This window comes from Clostridiaceae bacterium HFYG-1003 (genome assembly GCA_024579835.1).
Classification (GTDB): domain Bacteria; phylum Bacillota; class Clostridia; order Clostridiales; family Clostridiaceae; genus JG1575.
Genome location: CP102060.1, coordinates 1,451,237 through 1,470,737 on the forward strand (window position 1 = coordinate 1,451,237; position 19,501 = coordinate 1,470,737).

General features: G+C 50.2%; 21 protein-coding genes and 1 other annotated feature. Of the genes, 6 read left to right on the plus strand and 15 right to left on the minus strand.

The annotated features are described in order from the left end of the window. Positions 1-83: 83 nt before the first annotated feature. The 13 genes from secA to deoC all read right to left on the minus strand — a co-directional run bounded on the left by secA (position 84) and on the right by deoC (position 12,909). Complete coding sequence (gene secA / locus NQU17_06575; protein UUM13216.1) at positions 84-2,597, minus strand: preprotein translocase subunit SecA; 2,514 nt, start codon at positions 2,595-2,597, stop codon at positions 84-86. 286 nt (positions 2,598-2,883) lie between these two features. Then, the gene (locus NQU17_06580; protein UUM13217.1) at positions 2,884-3,486 is read right to left on the minus strand and encodes a nitroreductase family protein; all 603 of its coding nucleotides are present in this window, start codon (positions 3,484-3,486) and stop codon (positions 2,884-2,886) included. A gap of 225 nt (positions 3,487-3,711) precedes the next feature. Next, positions 3,712-4,308 carry a nitroreductase family protein gene (locus tag NQU17_06585; protein ID UUM13218.1) on the minus strand — a complete coding sequence of 199 codons (597 nt, stop codon included), beginning with the start codon at positions 4,306-4,308 and terminating at the stop codon, positions 3,712-3,714. 288 nt (positions 4,309-4,596) lie between these two features. Continuing rightward, a complete protein-coding gene (locus NQU17_06590) occupies positions 4,597-5,292 on the minus strand; it encodes a pirin family protein (GenBank protein ID UUM13219.1) in 696 nt (231 codons plus the stop codon). A 342-nt stretch (positions 5,293-5,634) separates the two neighbouring features. Then, a complete protein-coding gene (locus NQU17_06595; GenBank protein UUM13220.1) occupies positions 5,635-7,071 on the minus strand; it encodes an amidohydrolase in 1,437 nt (478 codons plus the stop codon). A gap of 15 nt (positions 7,072-7,086) precedes the next feature. Beyond that, positions 7,087-7,809, minus strand: coding sequence for an amino acid ABC transporter ATP-binding protein (locus NQU17_06600; GenBank protein UUM13477.1), 723 nt, complete (start codon positions 7,807-7,809; stop codon positions 7,087-7,089). Positions 7,810-7,813: 4 nt separating this feature from the next. Next, entirely contained in the window at positions 7,814-8,479 is a 666-nt protein-coding gene (locus NQU17_06605) for an amino acid ABC transporter permease (GenBank protein ID UUM13221.1), read from the minus strand. A gap of 43 nt (positions 8,480-8,522) precedes the next feature. Beyond that, the gene (locus tag NQU17_06610; protein ID UUM13222.1) at positions 8,523-9,407 is read right to left on the minus strand and encodes a transporter substrate-binding domain-containing protein; all 885 of its coding nucleotides are present in this window, start codon (positions 9,405-9,407) and stop codon (positions 8,523-8,525) included. A 219-nt stretch (positions 9,408-9,626) separates the two neighbouring features. Continuing rightward, positions 9,627-9,879: a binding site (T-box leader), on the minus strand. Between the two features lie 180 nt (positions 9,880-10,059). Beyond that, positions 10,060-10,611: a ribosome-associated translation inhibitor RaiA gene (gene raiA, locus NQU17_06615; protein UUM13223.1), complete on the minus strand. Its 552-nt coding sequence runs from the start codon at positions 10,609-10,611 to the stop codon at positions 10,060-10,062. Positions 10,612-10,698: 87 nt separating this feature from the next. After that, positions 10,699-11,232: a hypothetical protein gene (locus tag NQU17_06620; GenBank protein UUM13224.1), complete on the minus strand. Its 534-nt coding sequence runs from the start codon at positions 11,230-11,232 to the stop codon at positions 10,699-10,701. A 1-nt stretch (position 11,233) separates the two neighbouring features. Next, positions 11,234-11,899: a DNA-3-methyladenine glycosylase gene (locus NQU17_06625; protein UUM13225.1), complete on the minus strand. Its 666-nt coding sequence runs from the start codon at positions 11,897-11,899 to the stop codon at positions 11,234-11,236. Continuing rightward, positions 11,892-12,248, minus strand: coding sequence for a hypothetical protein (locus NQU17_06630; GenBank protein UUM13226.1), 357 nt, complete (start codon positions 12,246-12,248; stop codon positions 11,892-11,894). The genes NQU17_06625 and NQU17_06630 overlap by 8 nt, the downstream gene beginning before the upstream one ends. Continuing rightward, on the minus strand, positions 12,226-12,909 hold the full coding sequence (gene deoC, locus NQU17_06635) for a deoxyribose-phosphate aldolase (protein ID UUM13227.1): 684 nt from the start codon (positions 12,907-12,909) through the stop codon (positions 12,226-12,228). The genes NQU17_06630 and deoC overlap by 23 nt, the downstream gene beginning before the upstream one ends. A 211-nt stretch (positions 12,910-13,120) precedes the next feature. On the opposite strand from deoC, the gene NQU17_06640 reads away from it, so the two are divergent. The 5 genes from NQU17_06640 (at position 13,121) to NQU17_06660 (ending at position 17,445) form a co-directional block, all read left to right on the plus strand. After that, entirely contained in the window at positions 13,121-13,540 is a 420-nt protein-coding gene (locus NQU17_06640; protein ID UUM13228.1) for a hypothetical protein, read from the plus strand. A gap of 81 nt (positions 13,541-13,621) precedes the next feature. Beyond that, the gene (locus tag NQU17_06645) at positions 13,622-15,271 is read left to right on the plus strand and encodes a putative manganese-dependent inorganic diphosphatase (protein UUM13229.1); all 1,650 of its coding nucleotides are present in this window, start codon (positions 13,622-13,624) and stop codon (positions 15,269-15,271) included. 102 nt (positions 15,272-15,373) lie between these two features. After that, on the plus strand, positions 15,374-15,853 hold the full coding sequence (locus NQU17_06650; GenBank protein UUM13230.1) for a DUF1292 domain-containing protein: 480 nt from the start codon (positions 15,374-15,376) through the stop codon (positions 15,851-15,853). An 84-nt stretch (positions 15,854-15,937) separates the two neighbouring features. Continuing rightward, positions 15,938-16,570, plus strand: coding sequence for an HAD-IB family hydrolase (locus NQU17_06655; GenBank protein ID UUM13231.1), 633 nt, complete (start codon positions 15,938-15,940; stop codon positions 16,568-16,570). Between the two features lie 17 nt (positions 16,571-16,587). Further along, a complete protein-coding gene (locus NQU17_06660) occupies positions 16,588-17,445 on the plus strand; it encodes an aminotransferase class IV (GenBank protein ID UUM13232.1) in 858 nt (285 codons plus the stop codon). Between the two features lie 195 nt (positions 17,446-17,640). Here the strand turns inward: NQU17_06660 and NQU17_06665 are convergent, their stop codons facing one another. Then, entirely contained in the window at positions 17,641-17,817 is a 177-nt protein-coding gene (locus tag NQU17_06665) for a hypothetical protein (protein UUM13233.1), read from the minus strand. A 191-nt stretch (positions 17,818-18,008) separates the two neighbouring features. Between NQU17_06665 and NQU17_06670 the strand changes: the two genes are divergently transcribed. Beyond that, on the plus strand, positions 18,009-18,683 hold the full coding sequence (locus NQU17_06670) for a response regulator transcription factor (protein ID UUM13234.1): 675 nt from the start codon (positions 18,009-18,011) through the stop codon (positions 18,681-18,683). Positions 18,684-19,182: 499 nt separating this feature from the next. On the opposite strand, the gene NQU17_06675 is transcribed toward NQU17_06670, so the two are convergent. Further along, a complete protein-coding gene (locus NQU17_06675; GenBank protein ID UUM13235.1) occupies positions 19,183-19,383 on the minus strand; it encodes a heavy-metal-associated domain-containing protein in 201 nt (66 codons plus the stop codon). Between the last annotated feature and the right edge of the window lie 118 nt (positions 19,384-19,501).

The window sequence follows — 19,501 nt, forward strand, 5'->3', positions numbered from 1 at the left end:
GTTTCTGACTCCATCATCTTCTGGGGGGCACGGAAGGGAACCCTGTGTCAGAGTTCCCTTCCATCCCGTGTTAAGAATCCGGGTTAACCCCGTTCTGTGCGACCGTGGCAATTTTTGTATTTTTTACCCGATCCGCATGGACACGGATCATTGCGGCCGACCTTTTTATCCTTCCGGACTTGGGGTGTATTGGGCAGAGAGTCATCCTGGTTGGTTGCCGTTTCTTTGGCAACCTGTTCCCGCTCAATGTCTTCCTGTGTCCGGATCTCAACATTCAGGAGGAACCGAGTGGTTTCCTCGTCGATGGTGTCGATCATCTCGTTGAACATGTCAGTCCCCTCAAACTGATAGGCCTGTACCGGATCCTGCTGCTTGTAGGCCCGCAGTCCGATGCCTCGTTTGAGTTTGTCCATGTTGTCGATGTGATCCATCCACTTGTTGTCGACAACCCGAAGCAGGACGACCCGCTCCAGTTCCCGGATCTGTTCCGGATACTTCTGTTCCTTTTCATGGTACTTGACCATGGCGGCTTCAATGTAATGAGCTGTGATGGCTGCCTGATCCATCGCCTGCAGGTCCTCCGCCGGCGTTGGTTTGGCCTGAGCTACCAGAATCTGCATAAACCGTGCCAGGTTGGCATAATCTTCGCGGGTGTCCTGGCCATCCTGCAGAAAACGCTGAACGCTGTTCTCCACCGCGCGAGCGATCATGGACTGGATGCTTTCGGAAATGTCATTGCCCTGCATGACTTCACGGCGCTGACGATAGATAATCTCACGCTGCTGATTCATGACATCATCATATCCCAGCAGAGTCTTACGGGCATCAAAGTTGTTGCCTTCCACTTTCTTCTGGGCATTTTCAATGGCACCGGAAACGAGCTTGGATTCAATCGCCTCGTCATCTCCCAGCCCGAGCTTGGAAACACGGGATTTGAGGGTTTCACCACCGAAGATCCGCATCAGATCGTCATCCAGCGAAATGTAGAACCGGGATTCTCCGGGGTCTCCCTGACGGCCGGAACGGCCGCGCAGCTGATTGTCAATCCGGCGGGCTTCATGGCGTTCCGTACCCAGGATCTTTAATCCCCCCAGTTCCTTGACTCCTTCGCCCAGCTTGATGTCTGTTCCACGTCCGGCCATATTGGTTGCGATGGTAACCATGCCTCTTTCACCGGCATGTGATACAATCTCAGCTTCCTTGTCATGATAGCGGGCATTGAGAACCTGGTGCGGAACGCGTTCCCGTTTCAGGAGTTCCGATACCAGTTCGGACTTTTCCACAGAGGTCGTACCAACCAGAACTGGCTGGCCTTTCTGATAAGTCTCCACAATTTCCTGAATCAGTCCTTTGTATTTTCCTGCTACCGTCTTGTAGACGACATCCGGATGATCCAGTCGAACGACCGGCATATTGGTCGGTATGACAATAACGTCCAGGTTATAGGTGGATCGGAATTCATTTTCTTCCGTCAGAGCTGTACCGGTCATACCCGAGAGCTTCTGGTACATCCGGAAATAGTTCTGGAACGTGATCGTTGCCAGAGTCTTGGATTCCTTCAGAACATCCACGTTCTCCTTGGCTTCGATGGCCTGATGCAGTCCGTCGGAGTAGCGCCGGCCTTCCATCAGACGACCCGTGAATTCATCAACAATGATGATTTCGCCGTCCTTGACCATATAGTCTTTATCTGCCTTGAACAGATAATTGGCTTTCAGAGCCTGGTTGATATGGTGCTGCAGCTCCATATGCGCGGTATCTCCGAAATTGTCCAGGTTGAAGTAACGCTCCACCCTGGTAATGCCGTCCTCTGTCAGAATGACGGAATGAGCCTTCTCATCCACTGTGAAGTCAGCCTCATCCTTGAGCCGTTTCACGAAGAGATCAGCGACCTTGTACATCTCCGTACTCTTGTCCCCTTCGCCGGAAATAATCAGCGGGGTTCTGGCTTCATCAATGAGAATGGAGTCGACTTCATCCACGATGGCGAAATTCAGCTTGCGCTGAACCATTTCTTCCTCGTAAACGACCATGTTGTCTCTCAGATAGTCAAATCCGAACTCATTGTTGGTTCCGTACGTAATATCGCTGTGATAGGCATCGCGCCGTTCCTGGTTGGTCAGGCCATGCAGGATAATCCCGGTGGAAAGGCCGAGGAAGTTATAAAGCTGCCCCATCCATTCACCCTGTAATTTCGCCAGGTAATCATTGACCGTAACGACATGGACGCCATTGCCGGTCAGCCCGTTGAGGTAACACGGCAGCGTGGCCACCAGCGTTTTTCCTTCACCGGTTTTCATTTCCGCGATACGTCCCTGATGCAGGACGATTCCGCCGATGAGCTGGACATCAAAATGACGCATTCCCAAAACGCGCACTGATGCTTCGCGCACGGTGGCAAAAGCTTCCACCAGAATATCATCCAGTGTTTCGCCCTGAGCCAGGCGCTCCTTGAACTCAATTGTTTTATTTTTCAATTCATCATCGGAGAGCTTTTGATACCCGCTTTCCAGGGCGTTGATCTTCTCCACCATCGGGTAGATCCGTTTGACTTCCCTGTCCGAGTAAGTTCCGAAGATTTTATTCAGTATTCCCATTTTTTCCTCCGTATACGGTTTATACGCACTTTTTCACAAGCTATATTATACCACCTTACACCCTTGAGGGGAAATTATGACCTATATCCATTCAATCATAACAATTATTCAATCTGAAACATTTCATTCAATCCAGTCTGCTGTCACATCCTGGTGAAAGCATAAAACCCCCTGAACCATCGCGACCGGCAGAAAACCGCTCTTCAAGGGATGATTCAGGGGGATCTCATACTGCAGGGCAGACACTGAGGGCGACGGATGTCCAAGGTGGGCTCTTCTGCATCAATCAGCCTCGATGAATGATCACTCGTTCCTCCAGGGGCTTGATGTCCTTTTCCTTTGGTACATCCACTGCCCGGCCAAAGGGCATCTGAGCGTACAGCTTCCACTGGTCCGGTATATTCCATTCCATCCGAACCCGTTCGTCGATCAGTTCATTATAATGCTGGAGCGAAGCACCAATCCCCTCATCCGCCAGTGCCGACCAGACTGCAATCTGGTGCATCCCGCTGGTCTGGGCTGACCAGACTGGGAAGTTGTGGGCGTACTTGGGGTACTTCTCCTCCAGCTCTCTGACGATTGCCCCATCCTCATAGAAGAGTATGGTACCATAACCGCTTTGGAACGACGTTTCAACTTTCTTCAAACCTTTGGCATATCCGGCTTCCGAAGCAGTTTTCTTCATTTCTTCCAAAGTGATTCGCCACAGCTTCAGATGGTCCTCCCCAAAGAGAAGGACTGCCCGGGAGGATTGGCTGTTCATCGGTGAAGGCATGGTCTTGAATATATTGCCAATCAGCTCTGCGAGCTGGTCATTACTGATCGGAATGTCAGGCTTCAACTCATAGCGGGATCTTCTTTTTTTAAGTCCTGTAAGGATCGCATTCATAACGTTCTCCTCCTGCGCAAATTTGCCAAATTTTAGTTCTGATTTCCGCCGCTGTGATCAACAGCAGATGCTGGCTGTTTCTTCTCATTTTAACCCCCTCCATTCAATTGAGCAATCGGCCGATCATTTCGGCGAATGACGGGAGCGCCAGATCTTGCGGAATATCTCCCTCAAGGACTAAAACGGAGCCGGCGTTCACCGGCTCCGTTATCCATATCTGATTATTTACTGGTAGATCTTGACGAAGGCATCCGCATCCGGGTAAGCTTTCTCACCGGGCTCCGCAACAGGTGCTCCGAAGGGCATCTGGGCAACCATTCTCCAGCTCGCCGGGATGTTCCATTCACTCTTGACTGAGTCCGAAATAACTTCGTTGTAGTGCTGGAGAGAAGCACCCAGTCCCTCTTCTGCCAGTGCATTCCAGATTGCAGACTGCAGCATTCCGTTGGACTGCTCGGACCAGATGGGGAAATTGTGGGCATAGGTCGGAAACTGCTCCGCCAGACCGGTGACCACGGAGTTCTCTTCGAAGAACACCACAGTTCCGAAAGAGTTCTGGAAACTATTGATCTTCTGTTCCGTCGGGCCAAACTGATCCGCCGGTACAATCAATTTGAGTTCCTCTTTGGTGATCTCCCAGAGCTTATGGTTCTGCTCCCCGAACAGGACAATCACGCGGTGCTGCTGTGAGTTGAAGGCGGAAGGGACATATTTGACCGCGGTCTTCACAATTTCGGAAACTCGGGCTTCTGAAATCGGCGACTTCGGGGAAATGGCGTACTGGGATCTTCTCTTGCTGATGGCGTTTAATACTGTGTTCATATTGTTGGACTCCTTAAGATTTCGTATTGATTTACTGTATTTTGATGTATTTTGATGTATTTTGATGTATTTTGATGTATTTTGATGTATTTTGATGTAACTAAGTTACTAATCGTCTTTCTGTTACCATTCGTAACCTCTAATCTGATTTAAACATAACTGATAATGATTGTCAACTGGAGCTTAGCATGTTTTTATAACTTTTTTATTTTATAACATATGCCAAAGGGTGCGATCCCACACCGGATTCCGCCAAGAATATGGGGTTCGTCCACTCCCGTCTGACGATCAGCTCATTGCCAGCTCGATCACCAGGATATGAGAAGTTGTACGCGCTTTGATGGTAAAATCCTCTTCCTGGCTTTCCACGGCATTCTTCCCGCCAACCAGCTCACCGTTAATGACCGACTCGCCTTCCATCTGAATCAGATAAGCTTGCCGGCCGGCACCTACCGCAAAATAAGCTTCCTTGCCAGCCTCCAGGCTGATGACATGGAATGCGGCATCCTGATGAATCCGGATCGGCGCCTGCCCGGTTTGCGATGAAACCAGCGGGAACCAGCGATTGACTCTGTCTTCCCAGGGGAAGCGATATTCGCCGTAATTTGGCTGATGATTGCGCTGATCCGGAAATACCCAGATCTGAAGGATTCGGAGCATTTCGTCTCCCCGGTTATGTTCGCTGTGATAAACGCCGGTTCCGGCACTCATATACTGGACCTCGCCTCGTTTCAGTACGCTTTCATTGCCCATGCTGTCCTTATGAGAAAGTTCTCCCTCAACGACATAGGAGATGATCTCCATATCACGGTGCGGATGCTTCTCAAAGCCGGTGTGGGGATGAATGAGATCGTCATTGATGACGCGCAGTGCGCCAAACTGAACTTTCTCCGGATTCCGGTATTCAGCAAACGAAAAATGAAAAATACTCTGCAGCCAGCCCAAATCACTGCTGCCCATGGTTTTATGATCTATAACCCTCATTGGTTTCTCCTTTGTTTCGCATTAACTATTGTTATTTATCATTCGTTGATTACTTTATGTAACTAATGTTAATATATCAGGTTCTCCCGATTGATGTCAACCTCTTTTCTTGCCCTGTCAAAATCTCTCATTTGTTCAAACCCTGATTATCTGCCTCAACGTCATCTCACAATCCTTATCGCCTGATTTCCATCGTTGGATTTTTATCGCCTGATCATCATCATTTGATTTCCCTTGCTTCACTACATACGACGATGCAGAGATTAGGGAATGGCTTCAACTGACAAGACCCGATCCCGGCAGCTCCGGGATCGGGTCTTGTGAAGGTCTGTGTCAATGGAATCAGTACCGCCCCACTGGAGGCTGAAGTTCCTCCGGCAAGGGGCAGCGATAGGCTCCGCCGTTCTGTTTGCGCACAAATTCCTTTGCCCTGGCGATCACTTCTGGCTGCTCCATCGTCTTCACTGCGGCCAGAGCCATCACGCGGGCCGCCGTCAGCATCCCTTTCCGGGCCAGGGTACTCCCAGACTGTCCCGTCATCTGCCAGGTGTGACCGACATTACCAATGAATGCTGCGGCTACATTGAAATTCACCGTGGGGGCGACATAACAGACATCACCTACGTCCGTTGAGCCGGACACGTAGCGGGTCGGACCTGCCGAATAAGGATGAACTTCGGTGTCCAGCGGATTGCTCTGGATTTCTGCCAGCCGGTCCTCGCCGAACATCTCCCGAATTGATTCGTTCATGCTCTGACGGGTCGTCTCGCTGAAACTGTCCCGATAGGCTCGGGCAAGCGCAAAGTCTGCTTCATCCCAGGGCGGAGCACCGACCTCCAGGAAGGCTTCGCTGGCAATGGCTGCCAGCGGCTCATTGGGAATATAATCCGAAAAGCCCATGGTAATCTCGTATTCTGTCTGGGTGCCCGTCATGAGAGCAGCTCCCCGCGAAACGTCAGCAACCCGCTCAAACAGCTCCTTGACCTGACTGACTTTGGGCGAGCGGACTTCATACTTGACGGTGGCCCGATCCTGGACCACATTGGGAGCTGTGCCGCCGGCATAGGCATAGGCGTAGTGAATCCTGGCTCCGTCGATCATATGCTCCCGCAGGTAATTGACCCCGACACTCATAAGCTCGGCCGCGTCCAGTGCGCTCCGCCCCAGATGAGGCGTACTTCCGGCATGCGCTGTTATCCCTTTGAAACTGAAATTCGCGCCCATGATGGCCACCGTCCGGGTGGACTGGACTTGATTGAGATCTGACGGATGCCAGGTGTAAATAAAATCCACCGGATCAAATACACCGGCTCGGGCCAGAAACTGCTTGCTGCCGGCCCCTTCTTCCGCGGGACAGCCATAATATACGACGGTTCCCGACAGTTGATTGGATTCCAGGTATTCCTTGAGTGCCAGGGCAGCTCCCAGCGATCCAACACCCAAGGCATTGTGCCCGCAGCCATGACCGGCAGAGCAATTCCCCAGGGGTCCGGGCTGGGTGAGTCCTGCCTGCTGACTCAGGCCATCCAGGGCGTCATACTCTCCCAGAAATCCCATGACCGGGCTGCCCTGCCCCCAGCGGGCAATGAAAGCTGTCGGCATGAGGGCTGTCCCGGTCTCGACGGCAAATCCTTCGGCTCCCAGCGCCTGCTGAAGCAGCGCCGCGGATTCGAATTCCTCATAGGGCAGCTCTGCCAGGTGCCAGATCCGGTCGCTCAGATCCAGCAGGAGTTCGGTTTTGCTGGTGATTGTTCGATCAATTTGTGTCAATGGTCTCATCGCTTCTTCTCCTGATCAGAGCATCTTGCTCAAAAATTCTTTCGTACGGGGATTTTGCGGGTGGTTAAATATCATGTCCGGTGTCCCCTGTTCCTGAATGACTCCTTCATCCATAAACAGAATCCGGTCGCTCACCTCACGGGCAAAGCCCATTTCATGAGTGACAATAACGATGGTCATGCCAGTCCGGGTCAGTTCCTTGATCACGTCCAGGACTTCCTTGACCATCTCCGGATCCAGTGCGCTGGTTGGTTCATCAAAGAGCATGACCTTCGGATCCATGGCCAGGGCACGGACAATCGCCAGACGCTGCTTCTGGCCCCCGGAGATCCGGGTGGGGTATTCATCCCGCTTGTCGAGGAGACCTACCCGGTCCAGCAGCTCGCTGGCTCTGGCTTGTGCGTCCTGCCGGGACATTTTTTTCTCCAGCATTGGTGCCAGCGTAATGTTGTCGATGACCTTGAGGTGCGGAAATACATTGAACTGCTGGAACACCATGCCAATGTCCTGCCGGTGACGATCCAGATCTATGTTCTTGTCCGCCAGATCAACGCCTTCAAACAGGACTTTGCCTGAAGTGGGGCGTTCCAGCAAATTCAGACACCGCAAAAATGTACTCTTACCGCTGCCGGACGGGCCGATGATGGAGACAATTTCCCCTTCTCGGATCGTCTCACTGATATCCTTCAGAACTTGCAGCTTGCCAAAGAATTTATTCAGGTGCTCAACCTGGATCAGTGCTTCAGGCTTCATTGCGGGCCAGCCTCCTTTCCACCAGATCAAGCCCTTGTTCCAGCAGCTTGATCAAAACAAAGTAAATCATTCCAACAATGATGAGCGACGGCACGGCCAGAAACGTGGCGGATTGGACTGTCTTGTAAGATGTCATCAGTTCGGGCACGAAAAAGACGGAAGCCAGTGAAGTCTGCTTGACCATATTAATGTATTCATTGCCCAGAGCCGGCAGGATGTTCTTGACTGCCTGAGGCAGGACAATAGTCCGCATCGTATTAACCGCGGTAATTCCCAGGGAGCGGGCTGCTTCCACCTGGCCCCTGTCCACCGCCTGAATGCCGGCCCGGACAATTTCCGCCACATAGGAACTGGCGTTGATGATCAGGGCAATAATGATGCAGGCCATGTCGGAGATGTCAAAAGGAAGGACTTTCGGCAGGAGCAGCCAGAAGAAATACAACTGCAGGAGAATCGGGGTTCCACGCAGAACACTGATATAGGTTCCAGTGATGAGATGACAGATCCTAAACCGGGAAAGCTTCATGATTGCGATGACAGTTCCCAGCAGCGTTGCGGCCAGTACAGTCACCGCGGCCAAAGACAAGGTTCCCACCAGACCGTCGATGTAAACATAATTGTATTTGTTCCAGAGCTGGATCAATGTATCTAGCATTTTACCTCACCTTATCTTTTCATCGCTGCAGCCTTCAGCGTCATTACAGACCGAGTTTTTTGGCGTATTCGGAATAATCGTTGTACCACTTTTCGTACTGCCCGGATGCCAGCAGCTCGGCAATGATACGATTGACTTCAGCCGCCAGTTCTTCCTCTCCGAGCGGGATCCCCACCCGGGTTCCGTCCAGAGCTTTGTCCACTGTAAATTCAAATCCCTGAACAATTTCCAGGCCGCAGCCCTTATTCGCATCAATGTAGAGCTGCGCCATGGATTTGGCAACGACGATGGCGTCCGCTTTGTTTTCCTGAACCATCAGCAGGCCGTCTGTGGTTGAGGAAACCCGCTTCAGCTCTTTTTTCACCGGAATCTGGTCGTTGGCAAAGAGTTCCTGCAGCGAGCCGGACTGAGCCACCACCACTTGATTCGCCAGATCGGCAGCCGATTTGATGACTCCCTTGTCCTCTGAGCGGATCACCAGTCCGTAGCCCGGTGAATCCTCGGAAAAGTAATAGCCATCGGACAGGATCATCGCCTGAGCCCGGGCCGGCGTGTAGGCCAGTGCGCTGATGGCCAGATCATACTTACCTTCCGTAATGCTGGAGAGAACGGCAGAAAATTCAAGCGGAACGATCTCCAGCTCGACGCCGAGCTTCTGAGCAATATACTTCGCCATTTCAACGTCGCTGCCGACGTACCTGTCATCCCCGGTCTTGGATGGGTCGATAAACTCATTCGGCGCAAAGTATGGCTCCATCGCCACCGACAATACCCCTTTGGCTTTGATGGCTTCCAGCCGGCTGGCGTTTTTCCCAATTGACTGAGCCGGATTGAGAGACGAACAGCTGCTCAAAATCCCCATCATGACCAGTCCGGTGATCACGCTCACCAGGTTCTGTTTCCATTGCTTTTTCATTTGGTTTTTCATTTGTTTCTCCCCTTTGCTTGGTTTTAGTTCATATTTCCTGGTATGGTTCTGATCGAATCGACTTCTATCGAGCTGTTCTGTAATTCGTATGATGCATGTTCCTATGCCCTCCTGTTTCTTGAGTCCATCTGTCTCGAAAATCCGCCTCACTCTGAGTCCAACGGTCTTTATTGTTCGGTCTGAGACAATCAAAAAGCTCCCGTTCTCTGGCCATCTATGCCAGAGGACGGGAGCGCTGCTCACGTGGTTCCACCTCTCATTTATCGACACCTCACGATGTCAACCTCATCAAGTACAATCATACTTTTGCACGGTAACGGGTGCGAGGATCCGGATCAGACTACTGCCCCATTCGAGGGTTCGCCCGTCAGCTCAAAGACGTGTTCACCGGCAGACCTCCATGTGCTCGCACCAACCGCACATTCTCTTCATCTGGTCATTACAGGTTACTGGTTCTTATCAAAGCTTTTCTGCTATGCCATACACTCTATCACAGGGATCGGGGTTCGTAAAGTATATTTATAAAATAAATTGTAATTTTATTCGCGTTCCGGCAGCTGAACCTGCGATCACTTTGGTTGGATCTGCCCCCCGGAAACAGGAAAGCTCCCCGGACTGAGCCGGGGAGCTGCTTTACATGCTGGTCTTGGGACTAGATGGTGGCTCGTTCAATTAAACCGTAATTTCCATCTTTCCGCTTGTAGATCACGCTGGTGATGCCGCTGAGATCTTCAAAGACATAGAAATCATGGCCAAGCAACTCCATCTGAAGGATTGCTTCCTCTTCCGTCATGGGCTTCAGTTCGAAACTCTTGGTCCGGACAATTCTTGGTTCTTCCTCACCTTGCACAGGTTCTGCATTTTCAGCAAAGGCCGCCTGGTTGAAATCAGGGAAACGAACCGATTCTTTGGTGTGGCGTTTTTCAATCTTTGTTTTGTATCTTCTGAGCTGACGTTCAATTTTTTCAACCACCCGATCGATGGATTTATGCATATCATCGGTGGTTTCCTCAGCTCTTAAAAACAAACCATTGAAGGGTATCAATACTTCTACCTTGAAGTTCGTCTTTTTGATCGTGGACATGGTGACTTTGGCATCTGCCTCTGACTTGAAGTATTTATCAAGCTTGGACAGTTTCTTGACCATCAGATCTTCCAGTGCGTCAGAATTCCGCATGTCCTTGAAGTAAATTGATCCTTTCATATCTGTCACCTCGTTTAGTATTTTGTTGTTAGTTCTATTTTACCCTTTATTGGCCGATAACTCAAGGCACAAGGCCAATCAAACACCTCATAATTGCTGAGTCTGCCGCACTTGGCGGACATCTTTGAGGTAAGCTGAGATGGTCTCATTGTTCCGGATCTGATCAAAAATCCGTACCATCAAGTCTTTTCCAGCCAGCCTCTCCCGGGTGAGGATATCGATGGAAGTCGGACTGGTCAGTGTTTTTTCGAAAAACAGAACCATAAAGTCTTCCGTAATCAGGGTGACTTCAAAATGGTTGCGGAATGTTCGATTGACCCCCTTGCCCTTCCAGCGAAAGGTATTGAAAATGCCTTCGACGGGATAGTCAAAACCCAGTCGAAATCTCATTTTGCCGTTCTTTATGTATTCCACCCGGTCCTCCAGAACCAGTTCTTCCCCCAGATGGCGGGGATGAAAATTGAAGCTCACCGTATTGATTTCAGGCTTCTGCCACAGCGGACAGCCTGAATAGGCCAGATACCAGCGGCCCTCCATCCTGAGGAGCAGGTCATCTGCCACATTGTCAATATTCGGCTCTACTCCAACTCGGGCGTTCATCTTTCGTCTTTGTAAAAACATCTTATCCTCTTCTTCCTGTCCTGCGTTTTCCTTTATGTCTTTTCTCCCGCTGCTCGCGGGTGAGACTGACCGGCTCATTGTTAATATAAAACCGCCACGGTCGGTTCCGGTCTTTCCCGGCATAATCGATGCCGATCCGAACATCCTCTTCAATGGCTTCCGCCACATAATCATCCGATGCGATCCAGAGGAGTTCATTGGCTTGATCCTTTAAATCTATGCCGTAATGCGTCCGATTCAATCCCAAAGCCTGGCAGAGCTTGCCCGGACCATTGGCAATCTGCCGGGAACCGGACAATCCTGATCCGCTTGTCATGCGATGGGCCGCCATCACCTCTTCTCCCATTACCGGCACTCCGGCCCGAATCAGCACGGCTTCGTGCAAGCCCGGCCGGTTTGCCGTGATGTTGAAGCACCAGTGAAGACCGTAGATCAGGAACAGGTAGGCCCTTCCGGCGTCTCCGAACATAACCCGGTTTCGTGGGGTGATTCGGCCGCCGCGGCTGTGGCTGGCAAGATCTTCCGCTCCCATGTAGGCTTCCGTCTCGGTAATGCGCAGAATGAGGGACTGTCCGTTGACTTGATGGACGATCAGCTTGCCCAGCAGATCCCGGGCCAGGGCAATCGCATCCTGCTCAAAAAAACTTTGGTCAGTGATTCTATGCATAGCGCCAGAGGATCTTGATTCTGACCCGTCGATCCTGCTGATCGATCCGGACACCATATCCCTGGCTTTCAAAGTACGATTTAATCTCATTCAAATCCTGCCACTCCACTTCATCCAGCAGGAACACTTCCTCCGTGAAGTTGAGCTGGGCCGAAGCGGCCCGAATCCTGGATTCGAACAGGTTTTTCATCTCTTCAAAGGTTTTCTTGTGATCATCCTGATCCTTATGGACTCCTGCCGGATGAACTTCCCGAACGGTAATTTCCACCAGGGTGTCCTCCTGGATATCGTCCGGCAGCTTAATGATATCTTTTAATAATCCCGCTTTAATAGTTTTCCTTAGTGTCATCGCTTACACCTTCCAGTATTTTTACGCTGGCCGACACGCCCAGGCGAGTCGCGCCTGCATCGATCATGGTGATTGCATCGGCAAGAGTTCTGATGCCGCCGGAGGCTTTGACGCCCATTTCCGGTCCCACTGTCTCCCGCATCAGCCGGACATCCTCCGCTTTGGCGCCGGCTGTGGAAAAGCCGGTACTGGTTTTGACAAAGTCAGCTCCTGCCGCTTTGGCAATCTGGCAGACCTTCACAATCTCATCCTGTTCCAGCAGACAGGTTTCCAGAATGACCTTGGTCAGTTTATCCTGAGCCGCATTGACCACCGCCTGGATGTCCTCCCGGACATAGTCATAGTCACCGTCTTTCACGCGGCCGACATTAATCACCATATCGATTTCGTCAGCTCCCCGAAAAACTGCTTCGGCTGTCTCATAAGCCTTCGCTTCGCTGGTCATCTGTCCCAGCGGGAATCCAACCACCGTACACAGTTTGACCTCACTGCCCTCAAGGTATTCTTTCGCCTGTTCCAGGTTGGAGGGATTGATGCAGACGGACCAGGTATGGTAGGTCCTGGCTTCGTCACAGAGCTGTCTGAGCTGTTCTTTGGTGGCATCCGCCTTCAGCAGGGTATGATCCATCAATTGTGCCAGCTGATGTTTCGAATATTCCATAATAAACCTCTTTTCAACGCGTCGTTTTCTCTATTATACCAGTTAAGTGTATCGAAAAAGTAAATGGTACAACACGCACTATAGCAACTCATTCCGTGAAAAGTCACAAATCTGTCAACATTTTTCAACCATGGAACTAAATTAAGGAATCCCGCTGCGGTTTTATGTTATAATTTCTAGGATATCTACCTCTCGATGAAAGGAAATCACTATGGGAATAAAAAACAAGTTCGAAGAATATCAGATGGAAACTTTCATGGAGCAGCATGGCGACCGGATTACCCCGGTTTATGGAAATGTTTTATCTGTAAAAATAGACCGGACGAAAAAATTTCTGTTTTGGAATGTGCTCAATGTCAGCATGGTAGTAAAACCGGTCGGATCCAGAAACGTTACCCGTTGCCAGTACAAGAAGTCCGGCTTTAAAGAACCGGCTTTTATAAGTATCCGTCAGGGGAATGAAGTGCTGGTCCAGGGATTGAAAGGTGAAAAAGGCAAGGATGCCTCTGAAGTTGTCACGATCATGAACGTGGTGAATATCACAGATCGGACCCAGCTGGTGGAAGGCGATCTATCGGTGGATGAAATCATCCGCAACATCAAAGGAAACATCAAGCGTCAGCGCACCTAGGACAAAGTACCTGCACAGGTACTTTTTTCTTACTGAAAAATAAAAATTCAGACGGATCAGTCAATGAGAGGAGTTTGCATCGTGAAAGAAACAGTCTATATCACAGGCCATAAGAATCCGGACACGGATTCCATTATTGCGGCGATTGCCTATGCGGAATATAAAAACAAGCAGGGACATGTCCAGGCCGTCCCGATCCGCCTGGGGGCGATCAATCGCGAAACCCGGTTCATCCTGGATTACTTTGGCGTCGGTGAACCTCAGTACATGGAAACCATGAAGCTGCGGGTCGGGGATCTGTCCTATGATACAACCCAGCCGGTCGAAGCAGATATTTCGCTGAAAATGGCATGGAATCTGATGAACAAAAACGCGGTCAACAGCCTGGTCGTCGTGGACGAAGAGGAACTGCTCAAGGGCGTGGTATCCATCTCCAACGTCACCCGCTCCTATATGGACGTGTGGGATACCAACGTGCTGTCCAAGTCAGATACTCCCCTGGAGAACATTCTTGACACCTTATCCGCTGTCCCTCTCTACATCCCGGAATCCCCCCGTCCCATTACCGGCAAGATGGTAGTCGTCAACCTCCATCCGGACGACGCTCAGATCATGATCGAAGACGGTGATGCCGCCATCACCGGCAATCTGGGGGATCTGCAGCAGACCGCCATAGAAGGCGGTGCCGCCTTCCTGATCATTACCGGCAATCATCACATGAGCGAGGGCATTCGCGAACTGGCAGAACAGCGCCAAGTCACTGTTCTCCAGACCCCCTACGATACCTTTACCGCCGCCCGTCTTCTGCCTCAGGCGGTGCCAGTGGAATACGTCATGACAAAGGATCATATCATCTATTTCACTCAGGACGACTTTATCGAAGATGTGTCCCCCGTCATGGCAGAAACTCGCTTTCGCAGCTATCCCATCGTCACAGCAGAAAAACGGGTCAAGGGGACATTGTCCCGCTACCATCTGATTTCTTCCCAGAAGAAGAAAGTAATCCTGGTCGATCACAATGAGCGCAGCCAAAGCGTGGACGGACTGGAGAACGCAGAGATTCTCGAAATCATCGATCACCACCGGGTGGCGGATGTAGCAACGGGTTCCCCGATCTATTTCAGGAACGAGCCGGTAGGCTCCACCTCCACCATCATTGCCAACATTTTCTTCGAGAACGGCATCCGCCCGTCCCGCAAGATCGCCGGCCTGCTCTGCGCAGCGATCATATCGGATACCTTGTTCTTCAAGTCCCCCACCTCCACGCAGGCAGACCGACTGACGCTGGAACGCCTGGCGAAAATCGCGGATCTGAATCCCGAGCCCTTCGCCATGGACATGTTCCGGGCCGGAACTTCTTTGGAAGGGAGAACCCCGAAGGATCTGCTGGCCCAGGATTTCAAGACCTTCACCGTGGACGACCAGAAAATCGGCATATCCCAGGTATATTCCCTGGATTCCTCTGCCCTTTCCAGTATGAAGGACGAACTCCTCCAGCTGATGGACACCAGAGCCAGAGAGGCCGGTTATACGATATACGGCCTGCTGATCACGGACATTTTCAAGGAATCCTCCGAACTGGTCGTGACCGGTCCTGAGAAAGGATTGATTGAAAAGGCCTTCAACCAGACAATCCAGAACAATTCCATCGATCTGCCCGGCGTCCTGTCCCGGAAAAAACAGGTCATTCCGGTACTGACTTCAGTGGTCATGAACAAAAAAAGAGGTTGATCTCCCTGCTTGTTCTCACATTATTTACTTTATGCAGGGGGAAGAATAAGCTATACTAATACTAATCATTTGAAAGCGGAGGATCATTATATGTCTGAAGATATGAAAGATAAGAACGTACACGGAGAAGAGCATGTTCATGATGAACATTGCAATCACGACCATGACCATGTTCACGATGAACACTGCAATCACGACCATGACCATGAGCACGAGCATGGCGTCACTGTGATGATGGAAAATGAGGACGGCACCTCGGAAGAATATCCGGTGGTTGATGAGTTCGAATACAATGATTCCGTGTACGTACTGGTTGAAAACCCGGATGGAACCGTAACGCCCCTTCGCTCCGTAGGCGAAGAAGGCGATCTCGAATTCCTGACGGAAGACGAATTCAACGAAGTCGCTGCGGCCTACAACGAATTCATGGATGAATTTGGTGATGAAGACGACGACGAAGATGAAGATGAAGACGACGACGACCTGGATGCTGACTTCCATGACGATGACAACGTTCATGAGAACGGTGAATTCGAACAGGAATATGACGAAATGGACGAAGCAGAGGACGAGGATAAGTAATCCCTGACCAGTCTCGAAGTAATCACAAGGGCTGAGGCACTGAATGCCCAGCCTTTTTTCAATGAATCAGACAGGAGGCAAGCTATGGGTCGCTTAGCAATCTTTGATGTGGATTACACCCTTACAAAACGCGAGACCCAGGTGGAGCTCATAAAATACCTGATCCGCCATGAACCTCGAAAAGCCCTCTATTTGCCAAACAGCGCGTTGGCTGCTCTGGGTTTTCTCCTGGGGTTTCATGATGAGAAGGCGTCGAAAGAACAAAACCTGAAAGTGCTGCGGGGTCTGACCGAATTCGCCCTGAACCAGCTTTCCCGCCGCTTCATGGAAGAAAGCGTCAAGCCCATGCTCTATCAGGACGGAATCCGGCGCCTGAAGAAGCATCACGAAGAAGGCATGCGGGTGATCCTGATCTCCGCTTCCCCGGAATTCTATATTAGAGAGTTTGAGCGCTCGCCTTATATTGAAAAAGCCATGGGCACCCGATTTGAGATCAAGGATGGAATATTCACCGGAAAAATGATCGGTCGAAACAATAAAGGCGATGAAAAGATTCACCGCCTGATGGAATACCTGGGACAGGACCCAGTCGACTGGACCGAGTCTGTCATGTATTCAGACTCCCTCAGCGACAAGCCACTCATGGATCGGATGGGACAGGCCTATCTGATTAATCATAAAAAAAACCCATATTTTCCAGTGCTTCACTGGAGTTAGCCGGAAAGGAGATCCCTATGACGGAAAAAATCATGAAGAATAACCGCCTTTACGAGAAAGCTCACCTGACCATCCCGCAGGGCTCCGGCCTGGTCTACGAAGTGATCCGGGTGATCGACCGGGCTGCCCTGTTTTTTCGGGAGCATTATAATCGATTCTGCAGCACGGCACGAAAAAAAGGAGTCACTGACTTTATGTCCTTCTCCTCATTCCTGGCGATGACCGATCACTTTATTCAGGGTCAGGCCAAATCCAGTTTCAATGTGAAGGTGATCCTGGATGTGAAAACCCAGGACGTCTATCTGTTTGAAAGTCCATCGTCCTATCCCGAAAAAAGCCTGTATGAATCCGGAGTTCATACCGAACTGATGCCTTATGACCGATCCGACCCGAATGCCAAGATTACGAACCCGGAACTGACAAATCTTGCGGAAGCCAGACGGCGGGAAACGGGCGCTTACGAGCTGATCCTGGTGGATCGCCATGGCTTCATCACGGAAGGCTCCCGTTCCAATGTATTTTTCACCGATGGCACTTCCCTGATCACCCCGCCCCTGCATAGCGTCCTTCCCGGCGTGACCCGCCAACGGATCATCTCAACCGCTCAGGCGCAGGGCATTCCCGTCCGGGAAGAACTCATACCTGCAGAATCAGTCTCTTCCTTCCAGGGAGCATTTATCAGCGGGACATCTCCGAAGATTCTCCCCATTCGAAGCATTGGCGAGCATCCGATTCAGTCCGCCCGTCTTCCCATCCTGCTGGACCTCATGTCCGCTTTTGATCGGGAGATCATGAAGGACTTGAATTCTTATCGAGAGATATCAGAAAGTCAGGCCGTGCATACCAGAATTATTCATAGCGAAGCCAATATGTGAAAAGTATAAAGAAAAGAACGGTGAAATACTTAAGGTTTATTAGTTGTTCTAAATCGATAAATATTAATTGTTTTAAATTACTTTTATTTATAAAGATTTCTTCACAACTATAACGAACGGCTTTTTCACTCTGATGCCAATAAAAAAAATAGACAGAGCTGATGAAGCCACCCTGTCTGTGAAGTGTCTGATATGCTAGGATCTGGCGGAAGGCTCGATTAAATCATCTTCCTGATAGGTTTCTTCGATCATGGCGCCATAGTCATTCACGAATTGGTCCAGCTCAGCCTTGTGGTCCTGGACATACTTTTGAACCATGGCACCGGCTGCCATAGCTCCCAGTACGATGAGCATTTTGCTTTTTAACTTCATGCTTCCCTCCCGGCAGGCCTTTCGAGCCCGCTCCTCTTTATAATTTGTTTATACTATACGATTATTATAACATAGACTAATCTTTGGCATACCAAAGCTTTTTGATAACTATGAGATATAATGGAATAAGAATTTTTATTCATCTTACTTTGACCTATTAACGAAAGACATCATGACAGGCGGTGAAAATTTTGCTGAGTATTTTAGTAGCGGAACGAGACGGAGACATCCGGCGCAAAATAAGAAATGTACTTCAGGATTCCTATAAGGTTTATGAAGCGGACAATGGCATTGAGGCCATCGAGATCAGCAACCGGGAACTGATTTCCATTTATCTGATCAATTGCGAAATGCCCTTCATCTCAGAAAAGGATTTTTTCAAACGGTTCGAACACCTCTCAATCCATCCAATTCTGGTTTATGGAGCCCCCGAAGACTTCAACCTGGCGGAAGAATTTCCCTTTATCGATTTTTTCGAGAAAACGGACGATATGAACACCATCCGGCAGCTTGTAGACCGACAGAGCTTCCATCATTTCGGAACCAGTGATGACCCCCGCTATTTCCGACTTATGGGGATGGAAATAGACTATTACCAGAAGCGATTCAACCTTGAAGGCAAGGAAGTAAAGCTGACGCCGAAAGAATTTGATCTTTTGGTCTTTCTTATCACGCGCACAGGCAATTACTTTAGCCGGGAGACTCTGCTAATCCAGGTCTGGGGATATGATTTCCTTGGTGATTCCAGAACCATCGACACACACGTCAAGAGTCTTCGCAACAAACTGGGGCCTTATCGCAACATGATCCAGACCATCTGGGGAAAAGGCTACAAGATCGAATTGCCGGAACCGGGACAGATCTAGAAACTGTTTGTATCGATCGGCTCAAAGACCCGAATGACTGGCTCAGTCGGCATTCCCTGGAGCTGGTCCATTTACCATCCATTCAGCAAATCATTCACCTATCCCTGATAGAACCAGACGCATACCAGCCACAGGACAGCATCCCTGCTCGCCTGTGGCTGTTCTTGTCTGCCATCAAAAGAGAATGCTCGAACTTGATTCCTCCTGCAGGATTCCCTTCCACTGATTTTGGTCAACCGGATTTACAATCTGTCAGTCACTCGATTGCGACAGGCCCTAAGCAGCCGCAACACCGACAAGAGCCCCCTGGGAGGCTCAGATGATACGAGGCAGTCACAAGGAAGATTCCAGAATGATTCCAGTAGGTCAACAGTAAGCCGAGTTAACGACTATCAAATAAGCCGGATCCGACACCATGGAAAGCGTTGGATCCGGCCTTTTCCTTTTCTGAAGCGGATAAATCAAGGCGCTGCCTTGAATTATCCGGTCATATCATCTCTTAGGCTTCAAAGCCCTTGACTTCGTAGCCGATGTCCTCAATCGCTTCACGAACGGCAGCCTCCGAAACCTCACCGGCATATGTCGCGCTGTGGTCCGCCAAGTCAACCCGGACTTCCTGAATTCCCGCCAGAGCCTTCATGGCTTTTTCCACACGGGCGCTGCAGCCGGAACAGGACATTCCTTCAATTCTTACTTTCATTCTGAGTTCCTCCTGATTCATTTTTTGATTTTTTATACTGATTCGTTGATTCAATCGCTTCAAATCGCTTTTTATATGAAGGGTAAACCTTGTGGTTGGATCTGGTCTGTGTTATTTG